This window comes from Thiohalocapsa marina (genome assembly GCF_008632335.1).
GTDB lineage: Bacteria > Pseudomonadota > Gammaproteobacteria > Chromatiales > Chromatiaceae > Thiohalocapsa > Thiohalocapsa marina.
Genome location: NZ_VWXX01000007.1, coordinates 117263 through 132557 on the forward strand (window position 1 = coordinate 117263; position 15295 = coordinate 132557).

18 protein-coding genes and 1 other RNA gene are annotated in these 15295 nt (G+C 63.1%); 15 read left to right on the top strand and 4 right to left on the bottom strand.

The genetic code is table 11. The annotated features are described in order from the left end of the window. The first annotated feature begins 240 nt into the window (after positions 1-240). Both F2Q65_RS07535 and F2Q65_RS07540 read left to right on the top strand, forming a co-directional pair. Entirely contained in the window at positions 241-1017 is a 777-nt protein-coding gene (locus F2Q65_RS07535) for an enoyl-ACP reductase FabI (protein ID WP_150092011.1), read from the top strand. Positions 1018-1023: 6 nt separating this feature from the next. Continuing rightward, entirely contained in the window at positions 1024-1407 is a 384-nt protein-coding gene (locus F2Q65_RS07540) for a hypothetical protein (protein WP_246156045.1), read from the top strand. A gap of 97 nt (positions 1408-1504) precedes the next feature. Here the strand turns inward: F2Q65_RS07540 and F2Q65_RS07545 are convergent, their stop codons facing one another. The 3 genes from F2Q65_RS07545 to dapA form a co-directional block, all read right to left on the bottom strand. Continuing rightward, positions 1505-2266: an MBL fold metallo-hydrolase gene (locus F2Q65_RS07545; RefSeq protein WP_150092013.1), complete on the bottom strand. Its 762-nt coding sequence runs from the start codon at positions 2264-2266 to the stop codon at positions 1505-1507. Further along, the gene (bamC, locus tag F2Q65_RS07550; protein ID WP_246156047.1) at positions 2267-3421 is read right to left on the bottom strand and encodes an outer membrane protein assembly factor BamC; all 1155 of its coding nucleotides are present in this window, start codon (positions 3419-3421) and stop codon (positions 2267-2269) included. 128 nt (positions 3422-3549) lie between these two features. Next, positions 3550-4425, bottom strand: a complete 876-nt coding sequence (gene dapA, locus F2Q65_RS07555; protein WP_150092099.1) for a 4-hydroxy-tetrahydrodipicolinate synthase — start codon at positions 4423-4425, stop codon at positions 3550-3552. A 292-nt stretch (positions 4426-4717) separates the two neighbouring features. Between dapA and F2Q65_RS07560 the strand changes: the two genes are divergently transcribed. The 6 genes from F2Q65_RS07560 to ssrA all read left to right on the top strand — a co-directional run bounded on the left by F2Q65_RS07560 (position 4718) and on the right by ssrA (position 9558). Further along, entirely contained in the window at positions 4718-5257 is a 540-nt protein-coding gene (locus tag F2Q65_RS07560; RefSeq protein WP_150092101.1) for a glycine cleavage system transcriptional repressor, read from the top strand. A gap of 22 nt (positions 5258-5279) precedes the next feature. Beyond that, positions 5280-5747, top strand: coding sequence for a peroxiredoxin (locus F2Q65_RS07565; RefSeq protein ID WP_150092015.1), 468 nt, complete (start codon positions 5280-5282; stop codon positions 5745-5747). Between the two features lie 88 nt (positions 5748-5835). Then, positions 5836-7254: a PhoH family protein gene (locus tag F2Q65_RS07570; protein WP_150092017.1), complete on the top strand. Its 1419-nt coding sequence runs from the start codon at positions 5836-5838 to the stop codon at positions 7252-7254. Then, positions 7251-8555: an MFS transporter gene (locus F2Q65_RS07575; RefSeq protein ID WP_150092019.1), complete on the top strand. Its 1305-nt coding sequence runs from the start codon at positions 7251-7253 to the stop codon at positions 8553-8555. The genes F2Q65_RS07570 and F2Q65_RS07575 overlap by 4 nt, the downstream gene beginning before the upstream one ends. A 61-nt stretch (positions 8556-8616) precedes the next feature. Next, a complete protein-coding gene (locus tag F2Q65_RS07580; protein WP_150092021.1) occupies positions 8617-9126 on the top strand; it encodes a DUF2919 family protein in 510 nt (169 codons plus the stop codon). Positions 9127-9197: 71 nt separating this feature from the next. Continuing rightward, positions 9198-9558, top strand: a transfer-messenger RNA (tmRNA) gene (gene ssrA / locus F2Q65_RS07585). Between the two features lie 114 nt (positions 9559-9672). Here the strand turns inward: ssrA and F2Q65_RS07590 are convergent. Further along, on the bottom strand, positions 9673-9861 hold the full coding sequence (locus tag F2Q65_RS07590) for a hypothetical protein (protein ID WP_150092023.1): 189 nt from the start codon (positions 9859-9861) through the stop codon (positions 9673-9675). Between the two features lie 256 nt (positions 9862-10117). Here F2Q65_RS07590 and F2Q65_RS07595 point away from each other — a divergent pair, with 256 nt between their 5' ends. From F2Q65_RS07595 to F2Q65_RS07620, 7 genes are read left to right on the top strand one after another with little or no spacing between them, the layout of a single operon-like run. Then, entirely contained in the window at positions 10118-10330 is a 213-nt protein-coding gene (locus F2Q65_RS07595; protein ID WP_150092025.1) for a helix-turn-helix domain-containing protein, read from the top strand. Then, complete coding sequence (locus tag F2Q65_RS20385) at positions 10327-10902, top strand: type I restriction-modification system subunit M N-terminal domain-containing protein (RefSeq protein ID WP_386113598.1); 576 nt, start codon at positions 10327-10329, stop codon at positions 10900-10902. The genes F2Q65_RS07595 and F2Q65_RS20385 overlap by 4 nt, the downstream gene beginning before the upstream one ends. A gap of 8 nt (positions 10903-10910) precedes the next feature. Beyond that, positions 10911-12452 (top strand): HsdM family class I SAM-dependent methyltransferase, encoded by a 1542-nt coding sequence (locus F2Q65_RS07600; protein WP_386113601.1) that lies wholly within the window; start codon positions 10911-10913, stop codon positions 12450-12452. Next, a complete protein-coding gene (locus F2Q65_RS07605) occupies positions 12449-13582 on the top strand; it encodes a hypothetical protein (protein WP_150092027.1) in 1134 nt (377 codons plus the stop codon). The genes F2Q65_RS07600 and F2Q65_RS07605 overlap by 4 nt, the downstream gene beginning before the upstream one ends. Continuing rightward, positions 13579-13956, top strand: a complete 378-nt coding sequence (locus tag F2Q65_RS07610) for a hypothetical protein (RefSeq protein ID WP_150092028.1) — start codon at positions 13579-13581, stop codon at positions 13954-13956. The genes F2Q65_RS07605 and F2Q65_RS07610 overlap by 4 nt, the downstream gene beginning before the upstream one ends. Beyond that, positions 13953-14738: a restriction endonuclease subunit S gene (locus tag F2Q65_RS07615; RefSeq protein WP_211353987.1), complete on the top strand. Its 786-nt coding sequence runs from the start codon at positions 13953-13955 to the stop codon at positions 14736-14738. The genes F2Q65_RS07610 and F2Q65_RS07615 overlap by 4 nt, the downstream gene beginning before the upstream one ends. After that, the gene (locus F2Q65_RS07620) at positions 14738-15253 is read left to right on the top strand and encodes a restriction endonuclease subunit S (protein WP_170265596.1); all 516 of its coding nucleotides are present in this window, start codon (positions 14738-14740) and stop codon (positions 15251-15253) included. Before F2Q65_RS07615 ends, F2Q65_RS07620 begins: the two co-directional genes overlap by 1 nt. Positions 15254-15295 lie beyond the last annotated feature (42 nt).

Sequence of the window (15295 nt, forward strand, 5' to 3'; positions counted from 1 at the left end):
AGGGCACTGAGAAAACACCGGGCATGCTGTGCCTTCCCGGCGTTTCTCGCATGTCCGCCGCGCCTCTGCGGTAAACAGGCCGCGGAGACCGACGCAAAGGGAGAACAAGCGGCCCCCTGACGGCAGACTTTCGCCGATGGCGCGGTTTCGGTAAGGTTATGCGCTGCAAGCATGGCGGCATCATCGCATCCCGCATTGCCCTTGTCAGCCTTACCCCACCACAGAGTGAGAAACCATCGCATGGGATTCCTGACCAACAAACGCTTCCTGATCACCGGTGTCGCCAGCAACCGCTCCATCGCCTGGGGCGTCGCGCAGGCCATGCAGCGCGAGGGCGCCGAACTGGCGTTCACCTACCAGGGCGAAAAGCTGCAGGAGCGCGTCAAGGATCTGGCCGCCAAATGCGGCTCCGGCATCGTGCTGCCGCTGGATGTCACCAGTGACCAGGAGATCGACGCCTGCTTTGGCGCCCTGGGCGAGCAGTGGGACGGACTGGACGGCATCATCCACTCCATCGCCTTCGCGCCCAAGGAGGAACTGGAAGGGAACTATGTGGACGTGCTGACACGACAGGGCTTCAACACCGCCCACGAGATCAGCTCCTACAGCTTTGGCGCCCTGGCCAAGGCCGGGCGCTCGCTGATGGCCGGGCGCAATGGTTCCCTGGTGGCCATGAGCTACCTCGGTGCCGTGCGCGCGGTGCCCAATTACAACGTCATGGGCGTGGCCAAGGCCAGCCTGGAGGCCAACGTGCGTTACCTGGCCGCGTCCCTCGGCCCGGAAGGCACCCGCGTCAACGCCATCTCCGCCGGCCCCATCCGCACCCTGGCCGCCGCCGGCATCTCGGACTTCCGCTCCATGCTCAAGCAGGTGGAAGAGAAGACACCGCTGCGCCGCAACGTCACCATCGACGAGGTGGGCAACGCCACCGCCTTCCTCTGCTCCGACCTGGCATCGGGCATCACCGGCGACGTGCTCTACGTCGACACCGGCTACCATATCCTCGGCCTGGGCTGAGCCGTCATGTCCGGCATGAAAGGGTCCGCGCTCGAGCGCACGCCCCGCCGGAGCGCTCGGGTCACGCGCACCATCGGCGCCCTGGGTGCCGGCGCTCTGCTGAGCGGCGCGTTACTCAGCGGCTGCGGCGGGGGGCTGGTGGCGCCGGAAGGCCCGGCCAGCAATGCCTTCCTGGACCAAGTGCAGGCCCGATGCGGCAACCACAGCATCGGCAGCCAGACGATCGGCTTTCTGCTGGGCACGGCGAGCGACGACACCTATTTTGTCGACGTGACCAGCAAGCTCGGGGCCGGCCGGATCGACGCCACCACCTTCTCCAGCGACATCGACAGCTTCTATCCGGCGGGCAACAACCAGGCGGCCATCGACTGCATCGTCGGGCTGCTGTAGCAACCGGCGACGAAACCTCGGTTAGCGTGGGCTGAGGAAACGCTGATTCATTCAGCGTTTCCCGCGCGGGGCAGGAGGCCAAAAAATCAGCGTCTCGCTAGACCTCGAGCCAGCCGGTGGCGCGATCCTGCTCCGCCACCAAAAACGCGGCGTCGATGCCTGAATCGACGCCGCGCACCGCCTCCAGCGCCAGTTCCGCCCGGTTGTTGCGGGCGCTGATATGCGACAGCAGCACACGCCGCAGTCCGCGGTGGTTGACTGCGTCCAGCACTTCCGCCGCCTGCTGATTGCTGAGATGCCCGAACGGGCCGGCGATGCGCCGCTGCACGCTGGGCGGATAGGGTCCGTCACGCAGCAGGTGCGGATCGTGATTGGTCTCCAGGATCAGGCTGTCGCACTCGCGCAGGTGCTCGCGGATGCGCGCCGTCAGGCAGCCGGTGTCGGTGAGGATGCCGAGCCGGCGGCCATCGCCCTCCACCGTGAACTGACAGGGCTCGCGGGCATCGTGCGGGACCGGTATCGGCCGGAAGCGCAGATCTCCGATGCCGAAGCCGCGACCATGGCCGTTGAACAGGCGCAGCCCGGGCACCTCCGGGGCGCCGGCCCCCTTCCAGGTCCCCGGTGAGGTCCAGACCTCGATGCCATGCCTGGTAGCCAGCCGCGCGACCCCGGTGACGTGGTCGCTGTGCTCGTGGGTGACGACGATGGCGCCGATGCTGGCTGCTGCCACCTCGATGTCCGCCAGCCGACGCTCGATCTCGCGCAGCGCGAAGCCGCAATCCACCAGGACGCGGCTGCCGCGCGACTCGATCAGCGTGGCATTGCCGCGGCTGCCGCTGCCGAGGACAGCGAAGCGCATTCAGCGCAGTTGTTCATGCAGCAGGCTCAAGATCTGCTCCGCCGTGGGCGAGGTATCGCGCTGGCCAGCGGCATCGAGCACCGTCACCCGCGTCTCGTCGGCACCGCCCACCAGCTTCACCCGGTATTGCTCGGGTCCCTTCTTCGACGAGCCGTCGGACCAGAAGGCCATGCGGGAGAGCATGCCCGTTTTTTTCTTGCCGTCGCGGGTCGGATCATCATAGCGGACATAGAACACACCCTCGCTGCGATTGCGGTCTTCCACCGCAAAGCCGGTGCGATCCAGTGCCAGCCCGGTCCGGCGCCAGGCCTGGCGGAATTCCGTCGGGATCACCAGCTCACTACCGCCGCCGGACTGCACCAGCCGTGCGCCGACGGTGCGGCTGGTGGTCGCGGCGCTGCCGCCGCTGGCGGCCAGCATCCGTGAGGCCTCGCCGTCGGAGACCCCCAGATAGAGCATCAGGCGCCGCAGCATGGCGGCCTCCACCTCCGGATCCGACGGGGCCGGCTCCCATACCGTGGTCGACCCCTCGCCGACGGTGTTGCGCACCAGGCGCTCTTCCATGGCGCGATGCGACAGGTAGATCTCGGTGGTGTTGCGCGCCGAGCCAGCGTCGATGCGCACGCGGAACTGGTCCCGCGTGCTGGTGGCGTAGAGCCCGTCGACAATCTTGCGCAGCTGCCGGGTAACGAAGTCCTTGCGGATCTCGGCGCGATTCTCCAGCCAGTCGGTCTTCATGACGCCGACCGCCGGATCCTGCTCCAGCAGCAGGATGCCCTGCTCGCGCCAGAAGCCCACGACCTTGGGCCAGACCGTCTGCGGCGAGGCCTCCACCTTCAGCCAGCGGCGGTCGCCGGAACGCTCCAGCGAGACGCCGGACACCTCCGGCAACACCTCGCCGCTGCTGGCCACCTGCCGCCGCGCGGCGCGTCCGCCGGCGTAGTCGGAGTAGGTGGTGGTGCCACTGGCGGACGGGATGTCCAGCACGTCGTCGAAGGTGGCGCCCGCCAGATCCGGCGGCAGTTCCAGGTTCTCGGAGGCCTCACGCTGTTTCTTGTACTCCAGCGTCTGGTCCGGCAGGATCTTTTCCACGGTCTTGGAGGCGCCGCAGCCCACCAGCAGCGGCAACACGAGCAGCGGTATGAATCGGTGCATGGCTTGCATCATCCAGGGATGGCCCCTTGGGCGAGTTCTGCCGCTGCCTTGGCAGCGGGGATATAAGGCATCGCGCGTGGGCTCCAGCCCTGCCGGCGGGTGTCGACGCGCTCAGGTTTGTGTTGCTGTCAGATGGCCCCGGCACGCACCATGGCCGCACGGACCTCGTCCTGAAGGGATTCCGACAGCCAGGTCAGCGGCAGGCGGATGCCCCGTTGCGCCAGGCCCATCTCCGTCATGGCCCATTTCACCGGGATTGGGTTGGACTCGACGAACAGCTTGTGGTGCAGGCCGTCCAGGCGCTCGTTCAGCGCCAGGGCCGCATCACGCTGGCCCGCCAGGGCGGCGCGACACATCTCCGCCATCAACCGGGGGGCGACGTTGGCCGTGACAGAGATGACGCCATCGCCACCCCGCAACATGAACTCGCAGCCGGTGGCGTCGTCGCCGCTGTAAAGCCCGAAGTCGGGTCCGCAGAGGGCGCGCAGTGTGTCCAGGCGCGCCAGGTCGCCGGTCGCATCCTTGACGCCGACGATGTTGTCGACCTGCGCCAGCTCCGCCGTGGTCTCGGGCAACAGGTCGCAGGCGGTGCGCCCAGGCACGTTATACAGGATCTGCGGGATATCCACCCCAGCGGCGACGGCCCGGTAGTGGGCAATCAGCCCCTGCTGAGTGGGCTTGTTGTAATACGGCGTCACCAGCAACGCCGCATCGGCGCCGGCATCCCGCGCACAGCGGGTCAGACGGATGGCCTCCGCGGTGGAGTTGGCGCCGGTGCCGGCGATGATCGCCACGCGTCCGGCGGCGAGTTCCACCGAGCGGGCAATGACGGCGCAGTGCTCGGCCTCGCCCAGGGTGGCGGACTCGCCGGTGGTGCCAACCGCGACGATGGCGTCGGTGCCCGCCTCCACGTGGAAATCGATCAGTCGCGCCAGCGCCTGGTCATCGACCTCGCCCTGCGCATCCATCGGCGTGATCAGCGCCACCATGCTGCCCTTGAACATGTCCATGCCCGCTCCCGCTGCGCCCAAATCTGACGATGGTAGCCCGCAGACTCCGGCCCTGACAAGGGCGGCATCCACCCCGCCGCTTCGCGGTCGAACCGACAGTTCCGATAGCAACTTCAGCGGCAGCCCCGCCGGCGACTCGGGGACAAGGCCGCATTGGCCCGACACAGCACATGCTATACACTCATGCCACGGCGGTTGACGAGCCCAAGCCGAACCGGGTGGCTGGCGCAGGGGCTCGACAGACGCAGAACCGAAAACCAGCGCGCAACGGGTATCACCAAGCATGATGAGCACGCAAAAGACCTTCCTTGTTATCTCCGCCCTGGGCGAGGATCATCCGGGCCTGGTCAACAAGTTGTCCAGGGCAATCCTCGAACAGGGCTGCAACATCGAAGACAGCCGCATGACCGTCCTCGGCGGCGAGTTCGCGGCGATCCTGCTGGTGGAGGGCAAATGGAACACCCTCGCCAAGGTGGAAAATGTGCTGCCGGAACTGGAACGCACCCTGGGCATGACCATCAACTGCAAGCGCACCGGCGAGCGCTCGCGCAGCAGCGACAAGGTGCCCTACGGCGTGGACGTGGTGGCCATGGATCACCCGGGCATCGTCAATAAGCTAGCGGAGTTCTTTGCCGACCGCGGCATCAACATCGAGGACATGTCCACCAGCACCTATTCCGCCGCCCATACCGGTACGCCCATGTTCGCGGTGCACATGACCGTCGGCATCCCCGGCTCGACGCATATCGCCAGCCTGCGTGAGGAGTTCATGGACTACTGCGACGGCCTGAATCTCGACGCAGTGCTCGAGCCGCTGAAAATGTGATCCACACCAACCGGAGACAGGCATGCCAGCCATGATCGGCGAAACCGTTCCAGATATCGAACTCCCGGCCACCGGCGATAAGACCGTCAAGCTGTCGGACTTCCGCGGGCAACGGCTGGTGCTGTACTTCTATCCTAAGGCGAGCACCCCCGGCTGCACCCAGGAGGGCCTGGACTTCACCGCCGCCGCGGCGGACTTTGCCGCCCTCAACACCGCCATCCTCGGCGCCTCCCGCGACGGCATCAAGGCGCAGGAGAACTTCAAGGCGAAACAGGGTTTCGGCTTCGACCTGCTGTCCGACAAGGAAGAGACCCTGTGCAGGGCCTTCGACGTCATCAAGCTGAAGAAGATGTACGGCAAGGAGTCCCTCGGCGTGGAACGCAGCACCTTCCTGATCGACGAGGCGGGCGTGTTGCGCCGTGAGTGGCGCGGGGTCAAGGTCAAGGGCCATGTAGACGAGGTGCTGCAGGCCGTGCGCGACCTGGGCTAGGCCCCGATTCGCCTCCCCGATTCGATCCGTCCGGATCCCCAACGGCAGGCGCACAGCCTGCCCGGCCCCTTTTGCGCGGCGCCCCATCATGATCAAACGCGAAGAAGACAAGCTCTGCCTGTTCGTGCTCGACACCAATGTGCTGATGCACGACCCGACCGCCATCTTCCGCTTCAAGGAGCACGACATCTTCCTGCCCATGGTGGTGCTGGAAGAACTGGACGCCGGCAAGAAAGGCCTGTCCGAGGTGGCGCGCAACGTGCGCCAGGCCACGCGCTTTCTCGACCAACTGATGACCGACGCGGACAAGGCCGACATCGACGCCGGTCTGCCCATCCATGCGCTGAATGACTACGGGCGCGGCTTCACCGAGCCGCCCACCGGTCGGCTGTTCTTCCAGACCGAGCCGCTGTCGCGGCGCCAGGAGCCGAGCCTGCCCGGCACCTCAGCCGACAACGACATCCTGGCCACCGCCCGGAGCCTGCAGGACCGCAGCAACACCCACACCGTCGTCATCGTCTCCAAGGACATCAACCTGCGCATCAAGGCGGCGGTGCTCGGCATTCCGGCGGAGGACTATTCCAACGACCAGGTGCTGGAGGATGTCGACCTGCTCTACACCGGGGTGCAGGCCCTCGAGGCCGGCTTCTGGGAGCATCACGCCAAGGAACTCGATGCCTGGAAGGAGGAAGGCCGCAGCTTCTACAGCATCAAGGGGCCGGATGTGGCCGACTGGTACCCCAGCCAGTGTCTGTACATGGAGGGGGATGACGCCTTCGAGGCCATCGTGCGCGAGAAGCGCAGCGAGACCGAGGCGGTGATCGAGCTGGTGGACGACTATCGCCCGAGTAAGCACGCGGTCTGGGGCATCAACGCCCTGAACCGCGAGCAGAACTTCGCGCTCAACATGCTGATGGACCCAGAACTGGACTTCGTCACGCTGCTGGGCACCGCCGGCACCGGCAAGACCCTGCTGGCGCTGGCCGCGGGGCTGACCCAGGTGCTGGACAGCAACATCTACCGCGAGATCATCATGACCCGGGTCACGGTGCCGGTGGGCGAGGACATCGGCTTCCTGCCCGGTACCGAAGAGGAGAAGATGACCCCCTGGATGGGCGCCCTGATGGACAATCTTGAGGTGCTGACCCAGCCCGAGGGCGGCGAATGGGGCCGTGCCGCCACCAACGACCTGCTGCGCAACCGCATCCGCATCTCGTCGCTGAATTTCATGCGCGGGCGCACCTTCCTGCACAAGTACATCATCCTGGACGAGGCGCAGAACCTGACCGCCAAGCAGATGAAGACCCTGATCACCCGCGCCGGCCCGGGCACCAAGATCGTCTGCCTGGGCAACATCGCGCAAATCGACACGCCCTACCTGACCGAGACCACCTCAGGCCTGACCTATGTGGTGGATCGCTTCAAGCACTGGCAGCACAGCGGCCACATCACGCTCATCCGCGGCGAGCGCTCGCGGCTGGCGGACTTCGCGTCGGAACAGCTATGAACACTTCCGCCCACAAGCTCGGGCCGATCCATCTGGCGCCCGACGTCCTACCGCGGCACACGATCAGCTTCCTGATCGCTGCCTTCCTATCCATCGGCCTGATGACCTTCGTCACCATCGGCCAGACCTACGTGCTCAATGAGCATCTGAACATCCCTGAATCCGAGCAGGGCTCCATCAGTGGCGATCTGGTCTTTCTGACGGAGATCTTCACGCTGCTGTTCTTCCTGCCCGCCGGTATCCTGATCGACCGCATCAGCCGGCGCTCGATCTACGCCATCGGCTTCCTGATGCTGGGCGCCACCTATGTGCTCTATCCGCTGGCCGATTCGGTGGGCGACCTGTACTGGTACCGCTTCGTCTATGCCCTGGGCGTGGTGGCAGTGGCCGGTGCGCTGTCCACGGTGCTGGTGGACTATCCGGCGGAGCAGTCACGGGGCAAGCTGGTGGCCGCCATCGGCGTCTGCAGCGGCCTGGGCGTGGTGTTCATCAACCAGGGATTCGGCGCCCTGCCCGACGCCCTGGTCGGCGGCGGCATGGACGGCGACCAGGCTGGCCTGATCACCCACCTGGTGGTCGCCGCGCTCTGCCTGGTGGCGGCCGTGCTGGTCATGACCGGCCTGAAGGCCGGCATCCCCATCAAGCGCGAAGAGCGCCCAACGGTCCGCCAGCTGTTCTTCAGCGGCTTCGCCCAGGCGCGCAACCCGCGCATCGCGCTGGCCTATTCGGCGGCCTTCATCGCCCGCGGCGATCAATCCGTCAACGCCACCTTCCTGATCCTCTGGGGCACCCTGGCCGGCAAGGCCGCCGGCATGGACACTGCCGAGGCGGTGCTCAACGGCACCCTGATCTTCGTCATCGCCCAGGTGGCGGCCCTGGTCTGGTCGCCGGTCATGGGCCCGATCCTGGATCGCCTGGACCGCGCCACCGGGCTTGCGCTCTGCATGGTGTTGGCCGCCATCGGCAACCTGTCATTGCTGTTGCTGGACGACCCGCTGGCCGACAACGGGCTGATCTTCTACATCCTGCTCGGCATCGGTCAGATCAGTGTCTTTCTTGCTGCCCAGTCGCTGATCGGCCAGGAGGCCCCGGCCAACAAGCGCGGCTCGGTGATCGCCGCGTTCAACATCTCGGGTGCCCTCGGCATCCTGCTGATCACCTCCAGCGGCGGCCGGCTATTCGACGCCATCGACCCGCGCGCCCCCTTCGTGGTGGTAGGCAGCATCAACATCCTGCTGTTCCTGGCCAGCGTCTATGTACGCCTGAAATGGACATCGCCGCCGACACCGAAGGAGGCCTGAGCGCTACCGCAGCCCTGAGCGCCACCAAAGCCCGGCGCCTGTCTGCCCCGCCCGGCACCACATGCCCGTCCCGACCTATGAGCCCGAGCACTACAACGAGCACCTGGTACTCAAGGTGCCCCTGGTCCTGTGGCTGGTCCTGCTGTTCCAGGTCCGCCACCTGCTGCTTCTGGGCATCACCTTCCTGCCCACCACCGGGCAGGAGATCACCGTGCTGCGCCAGCTCGTGCAGCCGGCCTACCTGATCGCAGATCTGATCGCGCTGCCGCTGCTCGTCACCGCCGCCCGTCGCCGTCCACAAGCGCCGGACTGGATGCGCCGACTCTGGCCCCGGGGCCGCTGGCTGCTGACCCTGTCCGGGCTCGCCTATCTGGGCGTGCTGGGCTGGTCCCTGACATACGGCGGGGTGCATGCCGGATTGCAGCGGGGGCTACTCGCCGGCGGACGCACCGCAGGCGCCGTCGACGAAGCGGTTCTGACTTCCACCTTGCTGACCCTGGCTGCCATAGCCTACCTGTGGCGCTCGCCCCGGGTGCGCGACCTGTTCCGGGAGTTCCCGCCCCGGCACTGAAAACCCGACGCCAAAAAAATCGGCGTTGCCGCGGAACCTAAGACCCGATATCCTGTCCTATCTTATACTTTGGGGGCGACATGGCTTCGACGTGGGTCGCAAAACCCGAGGTGCATGCCGAGGTGCGGAGTGCCTCGTAAAACCTGCCGCAAATCTATAGTTGCCAACGACGACAACTACGCTCTCGCTGCTTAATCCCAGCGGGCCTCACACCGTTTCTTGCCTGTGGGCGACGGATTCGTGGGGTAACATCACACAGGATCGCGGTGACGGGGGTCCGGACCTGATCCGCTAAAACCCAAATTCGGAATCGCCGACTGATCGCCCTGCCCTTCGGGCGGCAGAAGGTTAAAAACAATAGAACGGGCTAAGCATGTAGTACCAACGGCAGAGGGCTTGCGGACGCGGGTTCAATTCCCGCCGCCTCCACCACTTAAAAAAGACAGACCCGTCCACTAACCGCGTCCGGTTATTGGACGGGTTTTGTTTTTCTGCGTATTGTCAGCGACTTACGTCGCTTTTAAGGTGTCTGCGATACTGGCCCGATCACTCCATTTTCGGGAAATCCGTCATACCTGGCTTCTCTTTCGCCTCAAAATTCTCCGCATTCTTACCCCCATTCTCCGGACCTCGTCCGGATTCCTGCATTTTTTCCTGCAACCGCTGCTCGGCGATATCGTCGGCAAACTGGTTGATACTCTTCATGATTCCGTCAAACAGGTCGTTGATGTCCATGGTCGGTTACTCCTCGTTGCGGGTTCAGCCCTTACTTACCGGAGAGACGGAGAAAGTGTCGGGCGTCTGATGAAATTTTTTCGTGATGGCCTTCTGGTGGCTTACTTACCGAGTGGCGGCGGGATGTGTCGGTGAAAATCAGAAAAAAAACCCACAACTGACCCAGGTTTCCCGTTTTCTTCTTGTTTTCATGAATGGCTAGGGTTATCTTTTTTTATCAATTTTTCACTACGAATCTCTTCCGAACGGTGAGGTTATGGATAAAATCGACAAATGGCTGACCATTGATGAACTGGCGGGCTACATCAAGATGAGCCGGACCAAGCTCTACGGCATGGCCCAGCGTGGTGCGATTCCTGCCTCCAAGATCGGCACCCAATGGCGTTTTGACCGGGAGGAGATCGATCAGTGGATGAAGGCGCACGCGACCGGAAATGTCGGATCTGACGATAAGGACAAGAAGCAATGAACGGTGAAACCCACAGCCAACTGGCCAACTTTATCTGGTCCATCTGCAACCTGCTGCGCGGCCCCTACAAGCGCAACGAGTACCGCAAGGTCATCCTGCCGCTGACCGTTCTGCGCCGCTTCGAGTGCCTGCTGGAGCCGACCCGCCAGGCCGCTCTTGAAGAATTCCAGTCGCTGAAGACCAAACCCGAGCGTGTCCAGCAGGCGCGGTTGCAACAAATCACCGGCCACCGCTTCTACAACCTGTCGCGGATGCAGCTCACATTGCCGGGCGAAAAAATCCACTCGCTGCTGGACGACCCCAACAACCTCGCGCCGAACTTGAACAGCTACATCAACGGCTTCTCCCCCAACGTCCGCGCCATTATGGAGAAGTTCAAGTTCAGCGAGCAGATCGCCCACATGGCGGAAAAGAACATCCTGTTCGAGGTGATCAAGGCCTTTGCCAAAATCGACCTCTCGCCCCAGCGGGTGGATCAGATGCAGATGGGCTACGTGTTCGAGGAGCTGATCCGGATCGGCGCGGAACAATCGAACGAAGAGGCAGGAGAGCACTTCACCCCCGCGAGGTGATCAAGCTGATGGTCAACCTGCTGCTGGCTCCGGAGCAGGATCTCGCCAAGAGCGATGTGGTCAAGACCATCTACGACCCCGCCTGCGGCACCGGCGGCATGCTGTCGGTGGCCGAGGAGTACATCCGCCATCTCAACCGCGACGCACGCCCGCATCTCTACGGCCAGGACTGGAACGACGAGGCCTGGGCGGTGTGCAAGTCCGACATGCTGATCAAAGGCGAGGACGCCGACAACGTCATCCTCGGTGACACCTTCACCCGCGACGGCTTCGACCGCGACTCCGATGGCAACAAGTGGACCTTCGACTACATGCTGGCCAATCCCCCCTTTGGCGTGGAGTGGAAGCAGCAACAGAAATACATCAACCAGGAGGCCGACACACTCGGCTATGCCGGGCGCTTCGGGGCGGGCACCCCGCGCATCAACGACGGGGCGCTACTCTTTCTGCAGCACATGATCTCCAAGATGCGTCCCGTCGACAAAGACGGCAGCCGCATCGGTATCGTCTTCAACGGCTCGCCGCTCTTCACCGGCGACGCAGGCAGCGGCGAGAGCGAGATACGCCGCTGGATCATCGAAAACAACTGGCTGGAGGCCATCGTCGCCCTGCCGGAACAGCTCTTCTACAACACCGGCATCTCCACCTACATCTGGGTGATCACCAACCGCAAGGCCAAAGCGCGCAAGGGCAAGGTGCAGCTCATTGATGCCCGCAACTTCTGGGTGCCGATGGAAAAATCGCTGGGCAACAAGCGCCGCCGCATCGGCGACCCGCAGGACAAGGCCAAGGACCCGGACCACATTGCCGAGATCACCCGCATCTACGAAAACTTCCAAGACGGCGAGACCCGCACCTTCCTCCTCGATGGCAAGGAGAAGGAGCTGGTGGTCAGCAAACTGTTCGACAACGACGACTTCGGTTATCACAAGATCACCGTCGAGCGCCCCCTGCGCCTCAACTTCCAGGCCACGGCGGAGCGCATCGCCCGGCTGGAAGAACAGACCGCATACAAGAACCTTGCATCCAGCAGCAAGAAGAACGAAACCGTTCGCCAGCAGGAGATCGAGGCAGGCAAGGCACGACAGCAGGCCATCCGCGACCTGCTCGCCGCCTTTGCCGAGCAGCACGGTGACCCCCTGTTCATGGACCGTAAAAAGTTCCTGCTGACCCTGCGCGAGGTGGACCGGGCAAGAAATGTCAAACTCTCCGCCCCAGAGCTGAAAGCGGTACTCGCCGCCCTGGGTGAACGGGAAGAAACCGCCGAGATCTGCAAAGACAAGAAGGGCGAACCCGAGCCGGACACCGACCTGCGCGACACCGAGACTGTGCCGCTCAAAGAGAGTATCGAAGAGTACTTCCGCCGCGAGGTGCTGCCCCATGTGCCCGACGCCTGGATTGACCACGCTAAAACCAAGGTTGGCTACGAAATCCCTCTGAACCGGCACTTCTACCGCTACGAACCACCGCGCGAGCTGACCGAGATCGAGGCCGAGATCAAGGGGCTGGAAGGCGAGATTCTCGACCTGCTCAAGGAGGTGACCGCATGAGCCAAGTCATCGAATTTCTAACCCCGCGCATGGTCGGGCCGCGTTTTGCCGAACACGCCATCCCGTTGGAGTTGCTTAAAGATCTGGCTGTGCTGGAGGAGATGGTCATCGAGGTCGCCAAATGGTGTTACCTGCGGGATCACCCTGAGCGCAAGCGTTCGCCCAAGGGCTTTACTGATGGTGTCGCACTCAAGCTGTCCGGTGTCGGCGAAGGCAGCGCCGTGCCCCACCTGAGTCTGGTCGTCGAACAGACGCAACTCTTTCCGCCGCAGGCGCAGACCTATTTCGAACAGGCCCGCACCCATCTGATCGGCGCGATTAATGCCGCCGAACATGACGAGCCCATCACCCAGCATCTGCCCGATGCGCTGTTGGCCTATTTCGACCGCTTCGGTCGCGGCCTGCGCGATGGCGAAGCCATTGAATTCGCACCCGAGGCAGCCGACCGCAAGGCCCGGCTCACCAAGGCCACGCGCCGCAAACTGGTGCTGGCTTCCAGTCAGGTGCAGGAACTCACCGAAGAGGTCACCCTGCGCGGCAGCATCCCCGAAGCAGACCAGGGCAAGATGACCTTTGAGCTTCAGGTCATCAACGGACCACGGGTGGTCGCCCCCATTGCAGGCCCGCATCTGCCGACCGTGATGGATGCCTTTAACGGCTACAAACAGGGGGCGCGTGTGCTTCTGCAAGGCATCGGCCGCTACAACCGTTACGACCGGCTGCAAAGCCTGGAAACCGTTGAGCACCTCAGCCTGCTGGACGTGAATGACATCGCCGCCCGACTGGAAGAGCTCAAGACCTTGCGCCACGGCTGGTTGGACGGCAAAAAGGGCTTTGCGCCCGACAGGGCAGGTCTTGACTGGCTGGCAGAGGCGTTCCAGCACAACTACCCGGATGAACTGACCCCGCCCTATCTCTACCCGACCGCAGAAGGCGGCGTGCAGGCCGAATGGTCGGTAAATGGCTGGGAGATCAGCCTGGAAATCGACCTCGATCAGTATCAGGGCCAATGGCATGCCCTGGACATGGCCAATGAGCAGGAACAGGAAAAAACACTCAACCTGAATGAGCCCGCCGACTGGCAATGGCTGGCAACGGAGATCACCGAGCGGACAGGGGGTGAGGCGTGAACAACGACACCCTGCTGCTGCGCCAGATCCACCCCGGTTTCGTGCAGGATGGGCGGCCCTCATCCCAGGCTTTCCGCCCCACACCCAAGGATGAACAGAAGCTCTCCGTCTACGACGGCGACCAAATCACCCCCGCCGATGCCTTTGAGCATTACACCAAGGACCTCACGCTGGGGAGTAGCGGTGTGCTGGCGGTATCCATGGCGGAGTGCGGGACGCTCGAACTGCCCGTGACGCCCGACCCTGAACCCTTCCCGGAACATGCGCTAATCGACTTTTCCGCCTACGGCAAGAGCGCCACCGAAAAGAAAGCCAAACTGCTCAAGGCGAAGGCGGAAGCGCGCGGCTGGCTCTACCGGGAGGTTATGGCATGAGGCATCCGGTTTACCCCGAATACAAGGAGAGCGGCGTCCAGTGGCTGGGGCCTGTGCCGGGGCATTGGGAGGTGAAGCGCGGTCGGTTCGCTATGCGCGTAAATCCACCCGCACCATTACTCCGCAATCTGGAAGAAGACCAAGAAATTTCGTTTGTCCCAATGGATGCCGTAAACGAAAACGGCGGTATCCGACTTGACCAGACAAGGGTAAAGGCTGAGGTCGGTGGGGGATACACCGAGTTTCAGAATGGTGATGTTGTCATCGCCAAGATCACGCCTTGCTTCGAAAACGGCAAAGGTTCGATCGCGACTGGTCTGGTCAATTCGGCAGCCTATGGAACAACCGAATTGCATGTGCTGCGAGCATCTCAGGCGCTTGATTATCGTTTTTTGTTCTACCTCACCATCACAGACAGCTACCGTAAGCTCGGAGAATCGGAAATGTATGGAGCGGGTGGGCAAAAGCGTGTGCCACCGGAATTCTGCAAGGATTTTCTGACACCGTTACCCCCTCTCCCCGAACAAACCGCCATCGCCGATTTTCTCGACCGGGAGACGGGGCGGATCGATACGCTGGTGGCGAAGAAGCGGCGGCTGATCGCGTTGCTCAGGGAGAAGCGCACCGCCCTCATCTCCCGCACAGTCACCCGTGGCCTGCCTGAAGCCACCGCCCGCGAATTCGGCCTCGAACCCCACACCCGCTTCAAGGACTCCGGCATCGAATGGCTGGGCCAGGTGCCGGAGGGGTGGGAGGTGCTGCCGTTCACAAAAATACGTTGATGACAAGTCTGATTATCGAGGCAAGACGCCAGAAAAAAACAGATGACGGAATCTTTCTTGTAACGGCAAAGAATGTTCGGATGGGCTTCATCGATTACGAGGCGTCCAAAGAGTACGTTGCCGAAGAGGATTACGATGAAATCATGCGACGAGGACTGCCGAAGCTGGGAGATATTCTCTTCACAACAGAAGCACCTTTGGGGAATGTTGCGCTTGTAGACGATGAAAACGTAGCAATGGCCCAACGAATTATTCGCTTCCGGATGAAGAAGGTCAGATTCGAATCGAGTTTCACACTCTATGAAATGATGTCAGATCATTTCCAAAATCAACTCAAAAGCCTATCCACTGGGTCGACTGCTGAGGGGTTGAAGGCCAGCAAGCTCACAATACTGAAAATAATTTCTCCCCCTCTCCACGAACAAACCGCCATTGCCACCTATCTTGACCGCGAGACCGCCAAAATCGACCGGCTGGTGGCAAAGGTCGATGCGGCCATCGCCTGCTTGCAGTAGTATCGCACCTCCCTGATCACCGCCGCCGTGACCGGCAAGATC

What these genes read in the sequence shown, in the direction of transcription:
- dapA (WP_150092099.1), bottom strand. Translation starts at nt 4,425, where the DNA reads ATGTTCAAGGGCAGCATGGTGGCGCTGATCACGCCGATGGATGCGCAG.
- F2Q65_RS07615 (WP_211353987.1), top strand. Translation starts at nt 13,953, where the DNA reads ATGAGGCATCCGGTTTACCCCGAATACAAGGAGAGCGGCGTCCAGTGG.
- F2Q65_RS07545 (WP_150092013.1), bottom strand. Translation starts at nt 2,266, where the DNA reads ATGCGCTTCGCTGTCCTCGGCAGCGGCAGCCGCGGCAATGCCACGCTG.
- F2Q65_RS07605 (WP_150092027.1), top strand. Translation starts at nt 12,449, where the DNA reads ATGAGCCAAGTCATCGAATTTCTAACCCCGCGCATGGTCGGGCCGCGT.
- F2Q65_RS07595 (WP_150092025.1), top strand. Translation starts at nt 10,118, where the DNA reads ATGGATAAAATCGACAAATGGCTGACCATTGATGAACTGGCGGGCTAC.
- F2Q65_RS07620 (WP_170265596.1), top strand. Translation starts at nt 14,738, where the DNA reads ATGACAAGTCTGATTATCGAGGCAAGACGCCAGAAAAAAACAGATGAC.
- F2Q65_RS07580 (WP_150092021.1), top strand. Translation starts at nt 8,617, where the DNA reads ATGCCCGTCCCGACCTATGAGCCCGAGCACTACAACGAGCACCTGGTA.
- F2Q65_RS07590 (WP_150092023.1), bottom strand. Translation starts at nt 9,861, where the DNA reads ATGGACATCAACGACCTGTTTGACGGAATCATGAAGAGTATCAACCAG.
- F2Q65_RS07575 (WP_150092019.1), top strand. Translation starts at nt 7,251, where the DNA reads ATGAACACTTCCGCCCACAAGCTCGGGCCGATCCATCTGGCGCCCGAC.
- F2Q65_RS07600 (WP_386113601.1), top strand. Translation starts at nt 10,911, where the DNA reads ATGGTCAACCTGCTGCTGGCTCCGGAGCAGGATCTCGCCAAGAGCGAT.
- F2Q65_RS20385 (WP_386113598.1), top strand. Translation starts at nt 10,327, where the DNA reads ATGAACGGTGAAACCCACAGCCAACTGGCCAACTTTATCTGGTCCATC.
- F2Q65_RS07540 (WP_246156045.1), top strand. Translation starts at nt 1,024, where the DNA reads ATGTCCGGCATGAAAGGGTCCGCGCTCGAGCGCACGCCCCGCCGGAGC.
- F2Q65_RS07570 (WP_150092017.1), top strand. Translation starts at nt 5,836, where the DNA reads ATGATCAAACGCGAAGAAGACAAGCTCTGCCTGTTCGTGCTCGACACC.
- F2Q65_RS07560 (WP_150092101.1), top strand. Translation starts at nt 4,718, where the DNA reads ATGAGCACGCAAAAGACCTTCCTTGTTATCTCCGCCCTGGGCGAGGAT.
- F2Q65_RS07565 (WP_150092015.1), top strand. Translation starts at nt 5,280, where the DNA reads ATGCCAGCCATGATCGGCGAAACCGTTCCAGATATCGAACTCCCGGCC.
- F2Q65_RS07535 (WP_150092011.1), top strand. Translation starts at nt 241, where the DNA reads ATGGGATTCCTGACCAACAAACGCTTCCTGATCACCGGTGTCGCCAGC.
- bamC (WP_246156047.1), bottom strand. Translation starts at nt 3,421, where the DNA reads ATGCACCGATTCATACCGCTGCTCGTGTTGCCGCTGCTGGTGGGCTGC.